The organism is Frigoribacterium sp. 2-23, from assembly GCF_049601585.1.
In the GTDB taxonomy this organism is placed as follows: Bacteria; Actinomycetota; Actinomycetes; order Actinomycetales; family Microbacteriaceae; genus Frigoribacterium.
The window spans coordinates 672,253-692,003 of sequence record NZ_CP187126.1; the positions used below are offsets into that span (position 1 = coordinate 672,253).

Consider the following 19,751-nt stretch of genomic DNA (forward strand, 5'->3'; position numbering starts at 1 on the left):
TGGGGACAGTCCGCGCGTTCCACCGGGAGGCCCCAGTTGACCGATCTCGTCGACACCACAGAGATGTACCTGCGCACGATCCTCGACCTCGAGGAGGAGAACATCGTGCCCCTGCGGGCGCGCATCTCCGAGCGCCTCGGCCACTCCGGTCCGACCGTGTCGCAGACGATCGCCCGCATGGAGCGCGACGGTCTCGTCGTCGTCTCGGGCGACCGGCATCTCGAGCTCACGCACGACGGCCGGAGCAAGGCCACGCACGTCATGCGCAAGCACCGTCTCGCCGAGCGTCTGCTCGCCGACGTCATCGGCCTCGAGTGGGCCTATGTCCACGACGAGGCCTGTCGCTGGGAGCACGTGATGAGCGAGCAGGTCGAACGTCGCCTGCTCGAGATGCTCGACCACCCGACCGAGTCGCCCTACGGCAACCCCATCCCCGGTCTCGACGAGCTCGGCGATTCGCCTGCGGGGCGGTTCTTGGACGGCGTGATCAACCTGGTCGACGCCGTGGCCGCGAACCCCGGCGGTGTGACGTCGCCCGTCCGTCGTCTGGCCGAGCCCGTCCAGTTCGAGCCCGAGCTGTTGCAGCAGTTGCAGAACGCCGGCGTCACCCCGGGCAACGTCGCCACGGTGACGGCCGCCGACTCATACGTGTTCGTCCAGGTCGAGGGCTTCGAGGAGGGCCTCGAGCTGCCGACCGAAGTGGCCGTGCACATCTACCTCGAGGCGTGATCCGCCGGCACTGAACGCGGGTCTCGCGGCGTCCGCCAGAAGGGGGACGCACACCGCGCCTCCGGGGCTCGTGCGGCTTGCGTCGGGGATCTTTACAGATTCGTTACAAATATCCGCCTCAAGGATGACATCGAGGTCCTCCTCGGGTACAGTCGCAGGGTCCCCGAGCCAGGAATCCGGCTTGGGAACCCGTGGCAAGACGTCTCGCCTATCCCGTCTCTTGCCGTGAGTCGTTGATCTTAACGAACGGATGGGGCAGTCGCCTAGGGCTGTCGAGACGCAGGAGACCCACCCTCTTGACGCCTAACGGTTCCACACCCGACAACACGCGCGCCGCTCGTTCAGCCTCCTCGGTTTCTCCCGACTCGTCGGCTCTGCCGACCCGCTCGTCGCTGCGTCGTGCCGAGGCCGCTGCCAAGGCCCCCGTCGCCGCTCGATCTAAGAAGCGCGGCTTCGTCACCGTCGGTGTGATGACCCTGACGGCCGGTCTCTTCGGCACGATGGCCCTGCCCGCCTTCGCCCAGACCGCTCCGGGTGCCGACGGCGGCTCGTCGGCCTCCGCCGCGCTGAGCCACTCGCGCAGCGCCGACGGCCAGACCGTCGACGTCGCCGACACGGTCGTCGCCGCCGACGCCAGCCGCGACGGCTACACGGCCACGTCCGAGGCCGAGCTCGCCTCCGCCGCGCAGGCCGTGGCCCTCGCCTCGCAGCGCGAGGCACAGCGTGCCGCGCTCGCCTCGACCTACTCCAGCTACAAGGGGCCGACGGCACAGCAGGTCGTCGAGACCGTCAACTCGTCGAGCTCGACGGCGAAGCCGGCCTTCAGCCTCGACGCCGTCTACCAGACCGGCCTCAAATACCTCGGCACCCCGTATGTCTACGGCGGAGCGACCCCGGCCGGCTTCGACTGCTCCGGCTTCGTCATGTACGTCTACGCGCAGTTCGGCATCTCGCTGCCGCACTCGGTCGGTGCGCAGTCGCGTCTCGGCACGCCGATCTCGGCCGCCGAGGCCGTGCCCGGCGACGTCGTCGTGCTGAACGACGGCTCGCACGACGGCATCTACGCCGGCAACGGCATGATCCTCGACGCGCCGAAGCCCGGTGGCGTCGTGAGCGTGCGCCCGCTCTGGACGAGCGCCGTGCACTACGTGCGCTTCGGAGTCTGAACGCGCGCCGCGCCTCCCTATTAACGATTAACGCTGTGTGAACCGGCGGGCTGCCTCTAGGCGGCTCGCCGGTTCTGGGTTAACCTGGGGACCTCGAAGCACTGCGAGACCCTGGGAGGGTCGAATGAGTCGAATGGGAGCCGTCCGCACCATGGACGCGCTCCTGCACGACTTCATACGCTCGAGCACCACCGGCAGTGTGCGCCTGCACGCCGCCAACGACTGAGCACCGTCCATCGTGACGGTGCTTTTTTCGTTGGTGCACTCCCGTCGTCCCGCCGTGCTCTGAGAGCAGGTCGAATCCCTGGAAGCCGTCCAGGGTCTTTCGAAAGGGAAGCAATGCGCACTCTTGTCCTCAACGCCGGCTTCGAGCCGCTGGCCGTCGTGTCGTTCAGGCGGGCCCTCGTGCTCGTCATGACGCAGAAGGCGACCGTCGTCTCGGCCGATGCCGAACACCCCGTGATGGGTGCGACGTTCTCCTACGACCGGCCGTCGGTGATCGTGCTCACGCGCTACGTGCGGATTCCGCACAGCCGCGAGATCCCCGTCTCGCGCCGTGGCGTGCTGCGGCGCGACGCGCACCACTGCGCCTACTGCGGCAAGTCGGCCTCGACGATCGACCACGTGCTGCCGCGATCGCGCGGCGGTGCCGACTCGTGGGAGAACCTCGTCGCGTGCTGCCTGCGCTGCAACAACGTCAAGAGCGACAAGACGCCGCACGAGATGGGCTGGTCGCTGCGGTTCCAGCCGAAGGCACCGCACGGGGTCGGTTGGGTCGTGCGCGGGGTGGAACGGCCGCAGGCCGAGTGGGACGAGTTCTTGGCGGCGGCGTAGGCGCTGCTCGGTCTCGCGCCCGGGCACCCTTCGATACACTCGACGGGTCAGCCTCTGTAGCTCAATGGAAGAGCAGTTCCGTCCTAAGGAAAGGGTTGGGGGTTCGAGTCCCTCCAGGGGCACCGATCATCCTCATCTCCGCATTCGCCTCGAGTGGCGGTCCTGAGCGACATACCCGCCCCTACCGCGTCGCGCGCACGACCGCCGGGATCATCGTCGTCGCCGCGAGCACGACGACGACGGCGGCGAGCAGCCCGAACGCGGGGACGGCTCCGGCGAGCGAGAGGGTGCCGAGCATCGCCCAGCTCATCCCGGCCAGCGACGGCAGCACGCTGAGCAGCCCGATCACGATCGCGGCCCCGGCCACGAAGCCGCTCTCGATGGCCACCATGCCGACGACCTGCCGACGGGTCGCACCGGTCCGACGCAGCAGCGCGAACTCCTTCGCGCGGCCGGCCGTCAGCATCACCAGGGTGTTCGCACCGGCGAGGGCCACGAATCCGAGCAGGACGGCCAGGGCCCAGAGCGACAGCTCCTGACCCGAACCACCGGAGGCGGCACGGACCGACTCGTCGGCGGTGACCACCTCGGCACCGAGCTGTGTCAGATGCCGGCGGACCGCCTCCTGACCGTCCGGATCGACCGCGACCAGCACCTCCACGGTCGTCGCCGGCGTCGCGCCCGCGAAGTCGGGCCCGACCAGGTAGTCGCCGAGTCCCAGGCCGTTGTCGTAGATCGCGCCGATCGTCGCCGAGGTCACCGTGCCGTCGGCCTGCCTGATGTCGACCGTGCCCCCGAGCCTTGGCCGAAGGGCTACGTCGTCGCTGACCGCCACGACGTCACGCCCCGACAGCGCCGAGAGCGACCCGTCGACGACGTGGGGGACGAGGAGGCTGTGGTCCGGGATGACACGGAGTGCGGTCGTCTCCCACGACAGGTCGTCGAGGACGGCGATGCCCGTTGGATCGTCCGCGTCGGTCCGGATGCTGGCCGTGACGACCGAGGTCGTACTCACGGCCGTCACACCGGGCAGGGCCGATGTCTCGGTCACCGCGCTGTCCGCGGCGGCCCGCGGGAGCGACGCGACCAGGTCGGCGTGTGTCGCCGATGTCAGCTGCCGTCCTGCCGCCTCCGACACGGTCGTGCCGCTGCCGACCTGCGCGAGCCCCAACGCGACGAGCAGCGCCATCGGGACGACGGCACCGGTCAGCCGCTTCGAGAAGCCGCGGGTGTTGCGGGTCGCAAGGCCGAGGGCCGCACCGCCGCGATCACCGACGACCGACACGAGACGCCGAGAGGCGGCCCCGACGAGCAGAGGACCGGCGAGAGCCGCCGCGACGATGAGCATCAGGGCCGAGCTCGCGGCGGCCGTGGTGCCGGCCGAGCCGCCCGCCACCAGCGGGGTGAGTGCGGCTGCGACCCCGCCGACGGCGAGCACGGCCGCGATGACGATCCGCGCGATACCCGGCGACGACGACTCGACGGCCGCCGAGCGGGTCGACTCGATGACACTGGGGCGGGTGATACCGCGCCCCACGAGGCGGGCCGCCACGAGCACGGTCGGGAGCAGCGTCAACACGGCCCCGATCGGTGCGAACGGCGACACGGCGAGGGAGTATTCGGCGGGCAGCACGCCGGCCGTCGCCAGGAACCCGGCGATTTGCGGTGCGATCAGTAACCCCGCGACGATCCCGATCGGGGCCGCGACCACGGTCACGAGCACGATCTCGGCGGTGATCATCCGATGCACCTGCGTGGGCGTGGCACCGACGACGCGCAGCAGGGCGAACTCGCCCGCGCGCTGCCGCAGCGCCTGCCCGAACACGGACGCGACGATGACGATCACGACGAGCACGGTCGTGCCGGCGAACGAGCTCGCCACCGCGAGCAGGGTGCTGTCACCGGGCGAGCCGGCAGCACCGGCGGCACCGGTCGAGAGGCCGATGCCGGCACCGGTCCAGGCGTAGGTGGCCGTGAGCAGCGCCGTGGCCAGGACCGTCACGACGAGACTGCCGAGCAAGGAGGCGCGGTACGCGCGGACCGCGGAGAGTGCGATGGCGAGCATCCCGGTCACCGAGCCAGTTCGCTGATGCGGAGCGCGATCTCGTCGACGGACGCTCCTCGGACACGACCGGCCAGCCGACCGTCCTGGAGGAACACCACCTCGTCCGCGGCCGCGGCCACCGCCGCGTCGTGGGTGACGAGTACGACGGTCTGGCCGAGCTCCTGGGCGGTCGTCCGCAGCACGGACAGCACCTGGGCCCCGGTGCGCGAGTCGAGCGCCCCGGTCGGCTCGTCGGCGAAGACCACCGCGGGGCGGGCGATCAGCGCTCGGGCGATGGCGGCGCGCTGGGCCTGGCCACCCGAGAGCTCGCGGGGCAGACGCCGCTCCATGCCGGTCAGACCGACGGCCTCGAGCAGGTAGCGCTCCCATGCGGGGTCGGGCCGGGCGCCGCCGAGCAGCAGCGGCAGCCGGACGTTCTCGGTCACCGTCAGGTGGTCGACGAGGTTGTAGGACTGGAAGATGAAGCCGATCCGATCGCGACGGAACCGCGTCAGCTGATCGGGTGACAGGCCGACGAGCTCGGTGTCGCCGATGGCGATGCGTCCCGAGGTCGGTGTGTCGAGGCCGGCCGCGCAGTTGAGCAGCGTCGACTTGCCGGAGCCGGACGGCCCCATCACGGCGGTGAACGACCCCGCGGCGAGATCGAGGGTGACGCCATCGAGGGCACGGACCAGCGACGGCCCGTTCGGATGGGTCTTGGTGACGCCGTGGAGACGCACGGACGTCCCCGTGCGGAGGGCGGTCGTGGGGGAGGGGGACATGTGGATGATCCTCTGGACGAGACGGGTGGGACGGTCACCGATCACGCTAGGAGCGGGGCCACCGGGGTCACATCGGCCGAAGGTGCGCACCTGTGCGATGCATCCTTTGGAGGGGGACCGGGGCGCGAGACCCTCGCGTCGGGAGCCGGTGCAGTGCCAGGATGTGCCGCATGACCGACATGGTTCGTCTGGTGCGAGAGCGGGACATCGCCGCGCCTCCTTCGCTCGTCCTCCCCGCGCTCGACGACTTCCACCACTGGGTCGACTGGTCACCCTTCGAGCGCCTCGACCCGGACGTGCAGCGCACCTACTCGGGCCCGGCCTCCGGCGTGGGCAGCAACGACGCCTGGCAGGGCAACCGCAAGGCGGGGGCCGGCACCATGACGATCACGACGGCGACGGTCGACGTCGTCGAGGTCGACGTGAGGTTCCTGAAGCCGTTCCGGTCGACGAGCCTGTCCACGTTCACGCTGACACCCACCGCGACGGGCACCCACGTCACGTGGCAGATGTCGTTCCCCAAGACGGCGCTGTCGCGCGTGATGGGCGCCGTGTCCCCGTACGAGAAGATGCTCGGCCCCGATCTCGACCGCGGCCTGGACTCGCTCAAGGCGTTGCTCGAGCGATAGCCCCCCTCAGCGCCGCCCGTGCGGCCGCGCCGTCTACGCTGACAGCGGGGAGGAACGACGCATGACATTCGACCGGGAACAGATCGTCGCGCTCAGCGTGGCCCCGGAGGACGCCGAGGCGCGGGCCGAGGAGCTGCGACGCTGGCTGCACGCGCGGCGCTTCGCCGTGTCCGACCCGGCCGCGGTCGAGGCGTTCCCGCCCAACCATGGCTCACGGCCGGGGCCACGCCCCGCCGACCTCATCGGCCCGGGTTTCACCGGCGAGCCCACCGGCCGCAACGTCGCCGGGTACCCCGCCGAGTCGAACATCATCTACGTCGACACGCCGGCCGACCCCGACGACCAACTCTGGTACTACGGCGGCCACACGGGGCCGTCCGAATGCCGATCCTGCGGCACCGCATTCGACGACGGGGACTTCTGGGACGCCTTCAACGCCTGGCTCGAGGGGCCGGAACCGTCGATCACCTGCCGGGCGTGCGGATCGACCGCGCTCATGGGCGATCAGGACGTCACCGCGTCCATCGTGGTGAGCCCGCTCGCGATCGTCCTGAGCGACGCGGAGGAGCTCGTGCCCGAGCTGCTCCGAGCGCTCCGCACCGACTTCGGGGGCCGGTGGGCGCTCGTCAGCTACCTCTCGTAGCGGGCGGGACCGGCGGCGGGCGGGGCGCGAGTCGACCCGTGCCTCCTCGGATGTCGTGTCGTCTCCGAGGCATCCTGTGGGGAATGTGCGCGACACGACGTCGCGAACGCGACACGACCCGACGGCGCGCAGGAGGCGCGGCGCACGTCACCGGGTCAGGGTGCGGACGCGAGAGTCGCCAGCTCGGTGCGGCTGCGGGCCCCGAGCTTGCGCAGCAGGTTCGAGACGTGGAACTTGACGGTGTTGTCGCTGATGCCGAGGGTGCGGGCGATGTCGTGGTTGCGGTCTCCGGTGGCGACACGGCGGAGCACCTCGCGCTCGCGGGCGCTGAGGGACTCGATCAGATCCCAGGGTTCGGCCGCGGCCGGCGGGTCGAGGGGGAGGCGCACCGAGAGCTCCGACCCCCAACCGGTCGTCGACGAGACGGCCAGGTCGCCGTCGAGACTCGTCACCTGCTCGGCGATCGGGCGCAGCACGTCGTCGTGCACGGTCAGCTCGCCGGCGCCGTCGTCACGGATGCCGATCAGCAGGTTGAGGCCGTCGCAGTCCCACTGGATGCGAACCCGCTGCGCATCGCCGGCGTCGACGAGCGTGAGCACGGCGTTCCGCACGATGGCCCGCGCCGCGTGGGCGACGTCGCCGGGCAGTGCGCGACCCGTCGACGGTGGCTGGACGAACTGCACGTCGAGGTCGCCGAAGCGCACGAGCGGACGCAGGTCGGACTGGAGGCGCGCGAACGCGCTGACCACGGGCTCGAGCAATTCGTCCTGACGACGGTCCGAACCGGTGCGCAGGCTGACCAGCGCCGATGCCGCGATGTCGGTCGCCTCGACCCGCGCGGCGCGGTCGTCGAGACGTCGCGATCGCAGGGCCGCCAGCACCGATTCCAGCACCACGGCCTGACGGTCGAGCACCTCGGCCATGTCGCGGGCGTGATCGGAGACGAGCCCGCGTGCGACGGAGTCCGGGGCGACCGGATCGGGCGGGGTCTCTGAAAGGGTCACGGCCCCACCCTAGGCGCCTACCCGACCATTCGGCACCCCTACCCGAACGGGTGGCCGAGGCCCTGCCATGCGGTGGCCCCGGTTCGCCCCCGCGGCGGCGAGAGTGGAGGTCATGACACCCGACCCCGACTCGACCGCCCCCCTCGACGCGCTGCGCCTCGTCCGCGACGAGTTGTCGGCGGCCGTGGACGCGCTCGCGTCGGACGGTGCTGCCCTCGCGGAGGCCGCCGACCTGCTCGCCGACGCCGACCGCGTCTTCGTGCACGGCGCCGGCCGCAGCGGCCTCGCCCTGCAGATGACCGCGATGCGCCTCATGCACCTCGGCCTCACCGTGCACGTCGTCGGCGATGCGACCACCCCGGCCATCGGCCCGGGCGATGTGCTGCTGACGGCCAGCGGGTCGGGGACGACGACCGGCATCGTCCGTGCGGCGGAGGCCGCGGTCGAGGCCGGCGCCCGCGTCGCCGCCGTGACCACCGCCTCCTCGTCGCCCCTGGCGGAGCTCGCCGACGCCGTCGTCGTCGTGCCGGCCGCCGAGAAGCTCGACCGCTCGGGCGGCGCCTCGGCGCAGTACGCGGGCGGTCTGTTCGAGCAGGCGGTCGTGCTGCTCGGCGATGCCCTCTTCCACGCGCTGTGGAAGCGCTCGGGGCAGAGCGCCGACGACCTGTGGCCCCGCCACTCCAACCTCGAGTAGCGCGCCGCGCCCCTCGACCGAACGACACCCCACCCCAGAAGGAGCACCACATGAAGCTGCAGTTCGCCATGGACACCCTGACCATCGACGCCGCCCTCGAGCTGGCCGCCGCCGCGGCCCCGAGCGTCGACATCATCGAGCTCGGCACGCCGCTGATCAAGGCCGAGGGCTTCCGGGCCATCACGGCGATCAAGGCGGCGCACCCCGACAAGATCGTGTTCGCCGACCTCAAGACGATGGACGCGGGCGAGCTCGAGGCCGGAGAGGCATTCAAGGCCGGAGCCGACCTCGTCACCGTGCTCGGCGTCGCCGGCGACAGCACGATCGCGGGTGCCGTCAAGGCCGCCAAGGCGCACGGCAAGGGCATCGTCGTCGACCTGATCGGCGTGCACGACAAGGCCGCCCGCGCCCAGGAGGTCACCACCCTCGGCGCCGAGTTCGTCGAGATGCACGCCGGGCTCGACGAGCAGGCCGAGGACGGCTTCACGTTCGAGACGCTGCTCGAGGCCGGCACGGCCAGCGGCGTGGCGTTCTCCGTCGCGGGCGGCGTCACGGCGTCGACCGTCGGGTCGGTGCAGGACGCCGGCGCCGACGTCGCCGTCGCGGGTGCCGCGATCTACGGTGCCGACGACGTGGCCGCCGCCGCTGCGGAGATCCGCGCGGCGATCAAGTAGCCCGGCCGCCCGGCCCGGGTAGCGCCAGACACCCAGAAGTCGCCGAGACACCCAGGAGTTCCTGGGTGTCTCGGCGACTTCGTGGTGTCTCGGCGGAAGGGCGCTAACCGCGGGAGGCGCGGCGCCGGCGGACGAGCATCGTCGCGCCGAGCACCAGCAGCAGCAGACCGGCGGCGAGGCCGACCCCGACCCCCGCCGAGCCCGTGAACGCGAGCGGCGACGTCGAGCCCGCGGCCGAGCCGTTGCCCGCACCCGTGCCGGGGCCGGCCGCCTCGCCCGGCGTGCCGGGGGCACCGGCGCCGGGGACGCCCGCCCCGGGTGTGCCGGCTCCGGGATCACCCGCGCCCGGGTCGCCGGGCACGGTGACCGCGGTCGTCGAGAAGGCGACCGTCGTCGCCTGCGAGACCGGGCGGGCCGGGACGGAGACCGTCGCCTTTCGCGCCTCCTCGTCGTACGACCAGGCGGAGGCGGCGATCGCGACGCCGTCGACGGTCACGCTCTGCGGGCGGTCGACGTCGGTGAAGACGGTCGTGTACGCGCGGCGTTCCGCGGCTCCGGGGTAGCTGCCGTCCGCGGGGCCGACGACGAGTGCGCCGCCGTCGGGCCGCTCCGTGTACGTCACCGGCGTGACGGCGGACGGGGCCGGGTACGCGCTGACCCCGTCGTCCTCGTACAGCGAGAACGAGCCGTCCGCACCGGTCGCCGTGGTCAGCGTCAGATCGGTGACGGGTCCGGCGGCGTCGTTCGCGACGTCGGAGGTGCGGGTCGGCACGATACCGCCCGCCCGGACGAAGACGGGCATGGTGTCGAGCCCCGTCGTGACGTCGGCGGTGGTGCCACCGGCGTACGTGGTGCCGGTGAAGTAGTCGGTCCAGTCGCTGCCGGCCGGGAACCACACGCTCGTCGTCGCGGTCGTGCCGGGTGTCGTCACCGGGGCGACGAGCACGTCCGACCCGTAGAGGTACTCGCTGCCGGCCAGCGAGTACGCCTGCGCCTGCTCGGGGTACTGCAGATAGAGCGGGCGGGTGACCGGCACGCCCGTGCGGGTCGCCTCCTCGGCGAGCGTGTAGCTGAGCGGCATGAGGTTCTCGCGCAGGTTCAGGAAGGCCTTCGCCGACGCGTTCGCCGCCTCGCCGTACTGCCACGGCAGCCGGTCGCTGTGGTTGCTGTGCAGGCGGTCGATCGGCTGGAACGTGCCGAACTGCACCCAGCGGGCGTAGAGGTCGTCGGCGAGCTTCGTGCTCTCGGGCTCGGCCCCGGGGAAGGTCTGGCCGCCCGTGTGGCCGCCGATGTCGTGGCTCACGGCCGACAGCCCGGTCGACGAGGACTCGCCCGGCGTGTAGCCGACCTGCGCCTGCAGCATCGCCCAGCTCGAGACGGTGTCACCGGTGAAGTGCAGCGTCGTGCGCTTGTCGGCCCACGGCCCGTTCGGGACGCTCTGCGGGTTGCCGTAGCCGCCCGCCGTGAGGGCGCCGTAGGCCCGGGAGAACGCGAAGCCGCGACCGATGCGGTCGTCGGCCCGCGTCGCGTACTGCTGGTTGATGAACGCGTCGGGGGTGACGCCCGGCTTCGTGTAGCGGGAGGCGTCGCTGCAGCACCAGTCGAGCCACCAGACGTCGACGCCCTCGGACTCGAGGTCCGTGTGCAGATCGAAGTAGGCCTCGAGCTGAGCCGGGTCCGACCAGTCGAACAGGTACTTCGACCCGTCCGCGATCAGGTTGCCGTTCGCCGTGGCCTGCGTCTCGGCGAACCGGGGGTCGTCGTTCTGGATGCTGGGGTGCACGTTGAGCGTGTTGTGGATGCCCTTCGCCTCGAGACGCGCGAGGAACCCCGCCATGTCGGGGAACCTCGACTCGTCGACCTCCCAGCCGTTCCACTTGTCGGGTGCCTTGTAGTCGGTGTCGACCGCCAGCACGTCCAGTGGCACGCCCTCGGCGGCGAAGCGCGGCACGATCGTGTCCTCGAAGTCGGCGGAGGTGCGGTCGTAGTACTCGGAGTACCAGACGCCGTACGCCCAACGCGGCAGCAGCTTCGTCGGCCCGGTCAGGGTCGCGAGGTCGGCCAGGCCCTGCGTGTAGTCGGTGCCGTAGGCGAAGACGTAGCCGTCCTGGTACCCCTCGCCCCCGTGGTCACCGCGCGGCACGAGCTTCTCGACACCGCCGTCGAGCAGGTCGGAGGTCGTGTCGTCGAGCAGCGACCAGCCGTCCTGGTAGAGCAGCCCCGGGTTCGTCGGCACCGTGCCGTTGGCGGTATCGAGGTCGCGTCGGTAACCGCCGAGAGCGGCGTGCGGGGCGAGCACGGGCGACGCCGCGTCGACGACGGCGACCGTGTCGACGTTGACGCCGCAGCTCGCCGCGTCGGGGCACGAGATCGTCACGTCGGAGTCACCGGCGGGCAGCGTCACCGGCACCGTGGCGGTGGCCCAGTAGTCCCAGCCGCTCGTCCGGTCGAGGGTGGCGCTCGCCGTGCCCGTCGCCGTGGCGACCGCGATGTCGCGGGTCGTCGGCTGACCGTTCGCGTAGCGCACCTGCAGGGCGTACGTCCCGGCCGCCGGCACGTCGGTGACGTGCGTCGTCTGGCTGGCGCCCCGACCGAGGCCGGCCGTGAAGCCGGCACCGGAGTGCCCGTTGTGATCCGAAGCCGAGGAGGCGCCCCCCGCGAGAGTGGACGACTCGCCTTCGCAGACGGCCCCGAACGCGCAGTCCGCGCCCGTCGCCGGAGCCACGCCCGGGTACGTCGCCCCGGTCGCACCCAGGGCGAGGCTGTCGACGTTGACGCTGCCCGAGTCGCCGGAGGCGCGGCTGACGGTGATCGTGTGCGTGCCGGCTGCGAGACCGACGGCCAGGCGCGCGAGGGCCCAGTCGTCCCAGTTCGCCGTCGGCGGCAACGAGATCGTCCGCGCGGCCCCGCCGTCGACGGCCACGCTCAGCGTGCGGGTCGTGATCTGCGCGTCACCGCCCTGGCTGTTGGCGTAGCGCAGGACGAGCTCGGAGGCGGCGCCCGCCTCGGCCACGTCGACCTCGAAGGACAGCGTGTCGCCGACCTTCTCGTAGCCGGCCGCGAAGCCGCGACCCGTGAAGCCCGCGTGGTTCGTCGCCACTCCGAGCCCGGAGAGGTCGAGGTCCTCCGCCTCGCAGAGGACACCGACCGAGCAGGAGGCGGCGGCCGGCTGTTGCCAGGGAGCCGCGGAGACACGTTGCCCGGCCGTGGTGGTCAGGTCGACCGTGAGGTTGTCGCTCCCGAACGAGCCCGAGCCCACGCGGTAGCGGAGCACGGCCGAGCCGGTGTCGATGGTCAGCCAGCCGTCCACGACGGACGACGTGTAGTCGACGGGCTCGAAGCCGTCACGACCGATGGCGTTGAACGTCGCCTCGTCGGTGAAGTCGCCGTCCCCTGCGTACTCGGTGCGGATCAGCGTAGGCGACAGCACCTCGAAACGAGCGTCGCCCGAGACCACCACCCGATCGCCGGGAGCAGCGGCGCTCGCCGGTCGGCCGCCGTCCTGGGCGACCAGCGTGAGGGCGAGACCGGCGGCCGCGAGTGCGGCGATCACCGTGAGTCGTCGAGAGCGGGGCAATGCGGGCATGGACAAACTCCATCGTTTGTGACGCGCAGGGAGGTCCGACGGAACGGTCGGTCGCGATGAACTTATAGCGCTGTAAATCGCGGAGTCAAGACTTCGCGAGCCCTTGACGAGACTTTTACAGCGCTGTAAATTATCGATCACGCTCTATCGAGGGAGATAACGCGTGACCCGAACTCCTGAACGACCCCTGACCTCTGCTCCGGTACCCGCCACGCACGCCGCCCGGCGCGGCGGTCCGCCGTCCGTCGGTGTGGGCCGTCGATCGTTCCTCCTCGGCACGGGCGCCCTCGCCGCGCTGGCTCTGGCCGGCTGCGCCCCGACCGGGTCGGCCGCGGGCGGTGGCTCGATCCGCTTCTACATGCAGAAGCAGGAGGTCATCGCCTACTTCGACGACCTCCTCCGCCGGTTCGAGAAGGCGACGCCCGGGGTGTCCGTCGTCCACGACTCGACCGTGGCCATCGCGCCGCAGTTCGTCCGCGGGCAGCCGGCCGACGTGGGCTGCTTCAACGACAACCTCGAGCTGGCGCGCTACATCGAACGCGGCGTGCTGAGCGACCTGTCCGACCTGCCGTCGGCGTCCCGGGTGCGGACCGACATCTCGACCCTGACCGACCAGTACGCGACGTACCCCGGTCGCACGAGCGTGCTGCCCTATTCGCTCGCGGCCGCCGGTGTCATCTACAACACGGCGATCTTCGACCGCTACGGCCTGCCCGTGCCCGAGACCTGGTCGCAGTTCGTCGACGTCTGCGAGGCACTCAAGGCCGCTGGGGTCACGCCGATCTACGCGACCGACCGCGACACCTGGACGCTCTGGCAGGGCCTCTTCGACTACTCCGTCGGCAGCCTCGTCGACCCCGCCGACTTCTTCGCGCGGCTCGCCGAGCAGGGCACCGACGTCGGCCCCGACTCGCCCGTGTCCTTCGAGAAGACGTTCGCCGTGCCGATGGAGCGCGCCAAGGTCATCTCGTCGTACTTCAACGCCGACCACGCCGTCCGGTCGTACGCCGACGGCAACCTCGCGTTCGGCCGAGGCGAGGTGGCCATGTACCTGCAGGGGCCGTGGGCACTCGGCCAGATCGCTCTCATCGACGAGACGCTGCCCGTCGGCACGTTCGTGCTGCCCGTCAGCGAGAACCCCGACGACCGTGTCGCCCGCGTCAACATCGACCTGGGGTTGTTCATCCCGACGGCGTCCCAGCACGTCGACGAGGCGCGCCACCTGGTCGACTTCCTGATGCAGCCCGAGATCATCGACGCCTACAACGCCGACAACCTCGCGTACTCGACGCGGACCGGTGCGCCTCCGCAGAAGGACCCCCGGCTGGCCGGACTGCAGCAGTACGTCGACAGCGCGTCCTTCAGTCAGGGCGCCGGCACATTCGTGCCGGCGTCCATCCCGCTCGGCAACTACCTGCAGTCCGCGACGCGCAGCGGCGACTTCGACAGCATGCTGCGGCAGCTCGACGCCGACTGGCGGCGCCTCGCGGGACGGAACGCGACGGTATGACGACACGGATCGGCCCGGAGAGCCGGATCGACACGACCCAGAACGGCACGATGCAGCACGGCACGACGCACGACGAGGAGCGCTCATGACCACCCCGACACCCGTCGCGCCGCCGCCGGTGTCGTCCGCCGCCGTCCGGCCGCCCCGCCAGGTAGGTCGGCGCCGACTCGACCCCGTCTACTACGTCTTCCTGGTGCCGGCGCTGCTGGCGTTCACGGTGTTCGTCGTGGGCCCCGCCCTCATCGGCATCTTCTACAGCTTCACCGACTACGTCGGCTACGGGCAGTGGCAGTTCCTGGGGCTGCGCAACTACACGACGTTGTTCACGGACCCGCGCATCATCGCCTCCTACGGGTTCACGCTCGGTTTCGCCGTCGTGACCGTCGTGCTCGCGCAGGCCATCGCCCTGGCGCTCGCCGTGGCGCTCTCCCGTCGCATCCGGTTCGCGACGGCCCTGCGGAGCATCTTCGTCATCCCGTTGGTCATCTCGGGCATCGTCGTCGCGTACGTCTTCAACTACCTGTTCTCGAACTCGCTGCCCGCGATCGCCAGTGCGGTCGGGTTCGGCCCACTCGAGAGCAGCATCCTCGGCGACCCGAACCTCGCCTGGCTGTCGATCGTGATCGTGTCGGCCTGGCAGACCATCCCCGGGGCGCTGCTCGTCTACACGGCGGGGCTGACGTCGATCCCGTCCGACCTCTACGAGGCGGGCTCGCTCGACGGAGCGACGGGGCTGCAGCAGTTCCGGCTCATCACGCTGCCGCTGCTCACCGGTTTCATCGTCATCAACACGGTGTTGGGCGTGAAGGGCTATCTCGGTGTCTACGACGTGATCGTGGGTCTGACCGGAGGAGGTCCGGGTACGGCCACGAGCAGCGTCGCGATGACGATCTTCTCGGGATTCACCGGCGGGGACTACGCCTATCAGATGGCGAACGCCACGATCTTCTTCATCGTGACGGTGGTCATCTCTGTGATCCAGCTCGGTGTGACGCGCGGACGGACGGTGCGACTGTGACCGCCCTGACGAGACCACGGCGCACGGGCGCACAGCCGCCGCACCGGCGGAAGCGCCCCGGCCTGCTCGGCACGATCGTGCTCGCGATCGCGTCCCTGACCGTGCTCGTGCCGCTGTACGTGACCGTCTCGATGGCGTTCAAGACGAGCGCGCAGAGCATCGACGGCAATGCGTTCTCGCTGCCGTGGCCGTTCAACCCGCAGAGCTTCGCCGACGCCTGGACGCTGACGAGGTTCCCCGTCTCGTTCGGCATCTCGCTCGCCGTCGCCGTCATCGCGGTCTCGCTCACTCTGCTGCTGAGCTCGCTCGCCGCCTACGCCATCGTGCGCAACTGGGATCGGCGGTTCTTCCGCTGGTCGATGTTCTATCTGATCGCCGCGCTGTTCCTGCCGTTCCCGGTCGTGGCGCTGCCGCAGATCCAGCTGACCGCGCTCGTCGGGCTCGACGGTCCGGTCGGGGTCGGCATCCTGCACGCGATGTTCCAACTCGCGTTCAGCGTGCTGCTCTACACCGCGTACCTGCGGTCGATCCCGATCGAGCTGGAGGAGAGCGCCCGGCTCGACGGTGCCAGCACGGGCCAGATCTTCTGGCGGATCATCATGCCGCTGCTCGGGCCGATGAACGCCACGGTCGGCATCTTCGCGTTCCTGGCGTCGTGGAACGACTTCATGATGCCGTCGCTCATCACGGCCGACCCGGCGATGCAGACCCTGCCCGTCGTGCAGAACATCTTCCAGAGCCAGTTCGGCACGAACTACAACGTGGCGTTCGCGTCGTACCTGATGGCCATGGCGCCGACCATCGTCGTCTACCTGTTCGCGCAGCGCTGGGTGATCAGCGGTATCACCCAGGGCGCCGTGAAGAACTGACACCGCGCCTCCCGCGCTCTCGTCTGCCCGTCTGCCCGTTCGACCCCGGAGGCCTCATGCCCGCCCGTCCGCCCGCCCTTCCCGTCATCCGCCCGCTCCCCGGCACCGCCCCACGGGTCGCGACCGACAACGTCGTGGTCGGGCCCGGCTGGCGCATCGGCGTGCTCGCCGACGGGCTCTTCCGTATCGAGCGGGCCGCCGCCCCCGCGGCCGTCGGCGCCGCCCCCGCGGCCGACGCGTTCGAGGACCGGGCGTCGACGTTCGCCGTGCGACGGGATCTCGGCCCGGTCGAGTTCACCGTCGAGCGGCAGGGCGGCGGGGTCGTCGTCACGACGGCCCGCGCCCGCCTGCGCTACGACGGCCGCGACTTCTCGTCGAACGGCCTCGCGGTCGACCTGATCGGGGCCGACACCGGCCGCTGGCGCTTCGGCGACGAGACCCGCGACCTCGGTGGCACGGCTCGCACCCTCGACGACGTCGACGGCCGGGTGGCGCTCGAGTCGGGCGTGATCGCCGAGGACGGCATCGCCGTCGTCGACGACTCCGAGTCGTTCCTGTTCGACGACGAGGGCTGGATCGGGCTCCGCCGACCGGAGGCGCGTGATCTGTACGTCTTCGCCTACGGTCGGGACTACACGGCGGCCGTGCAGGCGCTCTACGCCGTGTCGGGCCCGCCGATGCTGCTGCCCCGCTGGGCCCTCGGCAACTGGTGGAGCCGTTATCACCCCTACAGCGCCGCGTCGTACGTCGAGCTGATGGACCGCTTCGCCGACGAGCGCCTGCCGTTCTCGGTCGCGGTGATCGACATGGACTGGCACCGCGTCGCGAGTGTGCCCGAGCGCTTCGGCACCGGCTGGACCGGGTACTCGTGGGAGCCCGAGCTCTTCCCCGACCCGGGCGCCTTCTTGGCCGAGCTGCATCGGCGCGGGCTCCGCACCACACTCAACCTGCACCCGGCCGATGGTGTCCGGGCCTTCGAGGACGCGTACCCGGCGATGGCACGGGCGGTCGGCGTCGACCCCGCCTCGGGCGAGCCGGTCCCGTTCGACCTGACCCGGCGGGACGTCGTCGAGGCGTACTTCCACGAACTGCACCACCCGCTGGAGGAGCAGGGCGTCGACTTCTGGTGGATCGACTGGCAGCAGGGCCGCACGACCGATCTGCCGGGCGTCGACCCGCTGTGGCTGCTGAACCACTTCCACCACCTCGACGCCGCGCGCGCCGGTGCGCCCGGCATGACGTTCTCGCGCTACGCCGGGCCGGGCAGCCACCGCTATGCGGTCGGCTTCTCGGGCGACGCGGTCGTCTCCTGGGCCTCGCTCGCGTTCCAACCCGAGTTCACGGCGACGGCGGCGAACATCGGCTACGGCTGGTGGAGCCACGACATCGGCGGGCACACCCGCGGCGTGCGCGACGACGAGCTCGCGACCCGCTGGGTGCAGTTCGGCGTCTTCTCGCCGATCATGCGGCTGCACTCGGCGAACAACCCGTTCATCCGCAAGGAGCCCTGGCTCTTCCCCGCCGAGCACGAGGCGGCGATGGGGGAGGCGCTGCGGCTCCGGCACCGGATGGTCCCGTACCTGCACACGATGAACCACCGCGCCGCCGACGAGGGCATCCCGCTCGTGCGGCCGATCTACCACCTCGAACCGCGTCGCCGCGAGGCGTACGGGGTGCCGAACGAGTACGAGTTCGGCAGCGAACTGATCGTCGCGCCGATCACGACGCCCCGCGACCCCGAGTCGCGCCGCGGTCGGGTGCGGGCCTGGCTGCCCCCGGGCGTCTGGACCGACGTCGTCACCGGCACGGTCTACGACGGCGACCGCCACGTCGACCTGCACCGCCCGATCGAGTCGATCCCCGTGCTGCTGCGTGCGGGAGGCATCGTGCCGCTCGACGCGAGCGCGGGGCTCGACGCGACCCGCCTGCCGACCGAGCTCGAGGTGCTCGTCGCGCCCGGCGCCTCCGGGTCCTTCACCCTGATCGAGGACCAGGAGGCGGTGGTCGCCACCGCGTGGACCCGCCTGTCGTGGGACGCCGGGTCGGGGGAGTTCCGCATCCGTGCGGTCGTCGGCGACGAGGACGTGGTGCCCGGGCGGCGCTCGTGGCGTGTCACGTTCCTGTCCGGCCGACCGGGCGGGCAGGTCTCGGTCGACGGCACGCCGGTCGAGGTGCAGGGCGCGGACGGGCGCTGGAGCGTCGAGGTCGAGGGCGGCACCGATCGCGAGATCGTCGTCCGGGTCGAGGGCGGCCTCGCGATCGGCAGCGACGTCGAGGCCGCGGCGCACGACGTGCTGCAGGCCGCCCAGATGGCGAATGCCGACAAGCTCGAGGCCTTCGCGGTCGTGACGAACGGGCGTCCGGTCGCGGCGCGGCTCGCGGAGCTGCATGCGCTGTCCCTGCCGGAGTCGGTGCGCGGGGCCCTCGTCGAGCTGCTCTCGTCCCGGCGTCCGTAGCGCGCCTCCTCGGCTGTCGGCCTGGCGCCCCGAACCCCGTTGCGGAAGAGGAACCCCGCTGCACGCGGGTTCTTCTTCCGCAACGGGGTTCAGCGACGGTCAGCCGACGGCGGGGGCGCTCTCGCGGACGACGAGGTGGTGCCCGATCGTGACGTGGCGGCCGGCGGGGGTGGCGCCGTCCATCCGCTCGATCAGCAGGTCGAGGGCCGCGGTCGCGAGGTCGCGGGTGTCGGCCGCGACGGACGTGAGACTCGGCGACGTGCTCGCCCCGAGCTCGATCGCGTCCCAGCCGACGACGGCGACGTCACCGGGCACGCCGAGGCCGCGGCGGTGCAGCGAGCGCAGCGCACCGAAGGCGGCGAGGTCGTCGCGGCAGAGCAGTGCGTCGAAGCGGGCGCCGGCGTCCAGAGCGAAGTCGAGGGCGGCCTCGGCACCGGCCGCATCGCCGATCTCGCGGGTGAGAAGGAGGCTCGGGTCGAGTCCCAGCCCCGCCGCGGTGAGTGCGCGGCGATAGCCCTCGAGTCGCAGGGCGCTCGTCCGCGACGGCTCGCCCGGCTCGTGTCCGAAGAACGCGATGCGGCGTCGACCGGCGGCGACGAGATGACCGACGGCCTCGACGGCGGCGGCCACGTTGTCGACGGCGACCTGGTCGGAGCCGTCGGGCTGCGGGTCCTCGCCGAGGAACACGATCGGCATCCCGCGCCGCATCCCGTCGAGCTCGGCGGCGCTCATCGACTGCGGGTGCATCACCCAGCCGTCGACCATGCCGGCCTCGCGGTCGTGCAGCACGGCCCGTTCGCCGTCGGGCGTGCCGCCCGTCTCGGTGAGCAGGAGGCGGTAGCCGCGTTCCTCGGCGACGCGCGCGAAGACATGGGCGAGCTCGGCGAAGTAGGGGCGCCTCAGGTCGGGGAAGGCGAGGCCGAGCATCCAGGAGCGCCCGGTGGCGAGGGTCCGACCGGTGCGGTTGGGGCGGTAGCCGAGCTCGTCGACCACCTCCTGCACCCGCCGCCGCATCTCGGGGCTCACGTGCTGATAGCCGCGGACCACGTTCGACACGGTCTTCATCGAGACCCCGGCGCGGTCCGCGACGTCTTGCAAGGTCACGCGGTGCAT

16 protein-coding genes and 1 tRNA gene are annotated in these 19,751 nt (G+C 71.3%); 12 read left to right on the top strand and 5 right to left on the bottom strand.

Translation table 11 applies throughout. The features are described 5' to 3' along the window. The first annotated feature begins 36 nt into the window (after positions 1-36). The 4 genes from ACPEEZ_RS03245 (at position 37) to ACPEEZ_RS03260 (ending at position 2,851) form a co-directional block, all read left to right on the top strand. Positions 37-729, top strand: a complete 693-nt coding sequence (locus ACPEEZ_RS03245; protein WP_423922692.1) for a metal-dependent transcriptional regulator — start codon at positions 37-39, stop codon at positions 727-729. Between the two features lie 296 nt (positions 730-1,025). After that, positions 1,026-1,895 (top strand): C40 family peptidase, encoded by an 870-nt coding sequence (locus ACPEEZ_RS03250; RefSeq protein WP_423922695.1) that lies wholly within the window; start codon positions 1,026-1,028, stop codon positions 1,893-1,895. 339 nt (positions 1,896-2,234) lie between these two features. Further along, positions 2,235-2,729 (top strand): HNH endonuclease, encoded by a 495-nt coding sequence (locus tag ACPEEZ_RS03255; RefSeq protein WP_423922698.1) that lies wholly within the window; start codon positions 2,235-2,237, stop codon positions 2,727-2,729. A 50-nt stretch (positions 2,730-2,779) separates the two neighbouring features. Next, positions 2,780-2,851: transfer RNA gene (locus ACPEEZ_RS03260), tRNA-Arg, on the top strand. Between the two features lie 59 nt (positions 2,852-2,910). On the opposite strand, the gene ACPEEZ_RS03265 is transcribed toward ACPEEZ_RS03260, so the two are convergent. Together ACPEEZ_RS03265 and ACPEEZ_RS03270 are read right to left on the bottom strand one after the other, a co-directional pair. Further along, positions 2,911-4,794, bottom strand: a complete 1,884-nt coding sequence (locus ACPEEZ_RS03265) for an FtsX-like permease family protein (protein WP_423924344.1) — start codon at positions 4,792-4,794, stop codon at positions 2,911-2,913. Positions 4,795-4,799: 5 nt separating this feature from the next. After that, positions 4,800-5,555 carry an ABC transporter ATP-binding protein gene (locus ACPEEZ_RS03270; RefSeq protein WP_423922700.1) on the bottom strand — a complete coding sequence of 252 codons (756 nt, stop codon included), beginning with the start codon at positions 5,553-5,555 and terminating at the stop codon, positions 4,800-4,802. Between the two features lie 170 nt (positions 5,556-5,725). On the opposite strand from ACPEEZ_RS03270, the gene ACPEEZ_RS03275 reads away from it, so the two are divergent. Together ACPEEZ_RS03275 and ACPEEZ_RS03280 are read left to right on the top strand one after the other, a co-directional pair. Beyond that, positions 5,726-6,184: an SRPBCC family protein gene (locus ACPEEZ_RS03275; RefSeq protein WP_423922703.1), complete on the top strand. Its 459-nt coding sequence runs from the start codon at positions 5,726-5,728 to the stop codon at positions 6,182-6,184. Positions 6,185-6,245: 61 nt separating this feature from the next. Continuing rightward, positions 6,246-6,827, top strand: coding sequence for a hypothetical protein (locus ACPEEZ_RS03280; RefSeq protein WP_423922706.1), 582 nt, complete (start codon positions 6,246-6,248; stop codon positions 6,825-6,827). 155 nt (positions 6,828-6,982) lie between these two features. On the opposite strand, the gene ACPEEZ_RS03285 is transcribed toward ACPEEZ_RS03280, so the two are convergent. After that, the gene (locus ACPEEZ_RS03285; RefSeq protein ID WP_423922709.1) at positions 6,983-7,831 is read right to left on the bottom strand and encodes a helix-turn-helix transcriptional regulator; all 849 of its coding nucleotides are present in this window, start codon (positions 7,829-7,831) and stop codon (positions 6,983-6,985) included. Between the two features lie 112 nt (positions 7,832-7,943). Between ACPEEZ_RS03285 and hxlB the strand changes: the two genes are divergently transcribed. Both hxlB and hxlA read left to right on the top strand, forming a co-directional pair. Continuing rightward, positions 7,944-8,525, top strand: a complete 582-nt coding sequence (gene hxlB, locus ACPEEZ_RS03290) for a 6-phospho-3-hexuloisomerase (protein ID WP_423922712.1) — start codon at positions 7,944-7,946, stop codon at positions 8,523-8,525. A gap of 50 nt (positions 8,526-8,575) precedes the next feature. After that, on the top strand, positions 8,576-9,199 hold the full coding sequence (gene hxlA / locus ACPEEZ_RS03295) for a 3-hexulose-6-phosphate synthase (protein ID WP_423922715.1): 624 nt from the start codon (positions 8,576-8,578) through the stop codon (positions 9,197-9,199). 103 nt (positions 9,200-9,302) lie between these two features. Here the strand turns inward: hxlA and ACPEEZ_RS03300 are convergent, their stop codons facing one another. Further along, a complete protein-coding gene (locus tag ACPEEZ_RS03300; protein ID WP_423922717.1) occupies positions 9,303-12,785 on the bottom strand; it encodes a TIM-barrel domain-containing protein in 3,483 nt (1,160 codons plus the stop codon). Between the two features lie 163 nt (positions 12,786-12,948). Between ACPEEZ_RS03300 and ACPEEZ_RS03305 the strand changes: the two genes are divergently transcribed. The 4 genes from ACPEEZ_RS03305 to ACPEEZ_RS03320 all read left to right on the top strand — a co-directional run bounded on the left by ACPEEZ_RS03305 (position 12,949) and on the right by ACPEEZ_RS03320 (position 18,638). Next, the gene (locus ACPEEZ_RS03305) at positions 12,949-14,295 is read left to right on the top strand and encodes an ABC transporter substrate-binding protein (protein WP_423922720.1); all 1,347 of its coding nucleotides are present in this window, start codon (positions 12,949-12,951) and stop codon (positions 14,293-14,295) included. An 85-nt stretch (positions 14,296-14,380) separates the two neighbouring features. Continuing rightward, a complete protein-coding gene (locus ACPEEZ_RS03310; protein ID WP_423922722.1) occupies positions 14,381-15,313 on the top strand; it encodes a carbohydrate ABC transporter permease in 933 nt (310 codons plus the stop codon). Next, positions 15,310-16,182, top strand: a complete 873-nt coding sequence (locus ACPEEZ_RS03315; RefSeq protein ID WP_423922725.1) for a carbohydrate ABC transporter permease — start codon at positions 15,310-15,312, stop codon at positions 16,180-16,182. The genes ACPEEZ_RS03310 and ACPEEZ_RS03315 overlap by 4 nt, the downstream gene beginning before the upstream one ends. A gap of 56 nt (positions 16,183-16,238) precedes the next feature. After that, positions 16,239-18,638 carry a TIM-barrel domain-containing protein gene (locus ACPEEZ_RS03320; protein WP_423922728.1) on the top strand — a complete coding sequence of 800 codons (2,400 nt, stop codon included), beginning with the start codon at positions 16,239-16,241 and terminating at the stop codon, positions 18,636-18,638. Positions 18,639-18,737: 99 nt separating this feature from the next. Here the strand turns inward: ACPEEZ_RS03320 and ACPEEZ_RS03325 are convergent, their stop codons facing one another. After that, positions 18,738-19,751: a LacI family DNA-binding transcriptional regulator gene (locus ACPEEZ_RS03325; RefSeq protein WP_423922731.1), complete on the bottom strand. Its 1,014-nt coding sequence runs from the start codon at positions 19,749-19,751 to the stop codon at positions 18,738-18,740.

Excerpts from the sequence above, each read along its gene's own strand:
- ACPEEZ_RS03255 (WP_423922698.1), top strand. The coding sequence starts at position 2,235 with ATGCGCACTCTTGTCCTCAACGCCGGCTTCGAGCCGCTGGCCGTCGTG.
- ACPEEZ_RS03265 (WP_423924344.1), bottom strand. The coding sequence starts at position 4,794 with ATGCTCGCCATCGCACTCTCCGCGGTCCGCGCGTACCGCGCCTCCTTG.
- ACPEEZ_RS03270 (WP_423922700.1), bottom strand. The coding sequence starts at position 5,555 with ATGTCCCCCTCCCCCACGACCGCCCTCCGCACGGGGACGTCCGTGCGT.
- ACPEEZ_RS03275 (WP_423922703.1), top strand. The coding sequence starts at position 5,726 with ATGACCGACATGGTTCGTCTGGTGCGAGAGCGGGACATCGCCGCGCCT.
- ACPEEZ_RS03280 (WP_423922706.1), top strand. The coding sequence starts at position 6,246 with ATGACATTCGACCGGGAACAGATCGTCGCGCTCAGCGTGGCCCCGGAG.
- hxlB (WP_423922712.1), top strand. The coding sequence starts at position 7,944 with ATGACACCCGACCCCGACTCGACCGCCCCCCTCGACGCGCTGCGCCTC.
- hxlA (WP_423922715.1), top strand. The coding sequence starts at position 8,576 with ATGAAGCTGCAGTTCGCCATGGACACCCTGACCATCGACGCCGCCCTC.
- ACPEEZ_RS03300 (WP_423922717.1), bottom strand. The coding sequence starts at position 12,785 with ATGCCCGCATTGCCCCGCTCTCGACGACTCACGGTGATCGCCGCACTC.
- ACPEEZ_RS03310 (WP_423922722.1), top strand. The coding sequence starts at position 14,381 with ATGACCACCCCGACACCCGTCGCGCCGCCGCCGGTGTCGTCCGCCGCC.
- ACPEEZ_RS03320 (WP_423922728.1), top strand. The coding sequence starts at position 16,239 with ATGCCCGCCCGTCCGCCCGCCCTTCCCGTCATCCGCCCGCTCCCCGGC.
- ACPEEZ_RS03325 (WP_423922731.1), bottom strand. The coding sequence starts at position 19,751 with ATGCACCGCGTGACCTTGCAAGACGTCGCGGACCGCGCCGGGGTCTCG.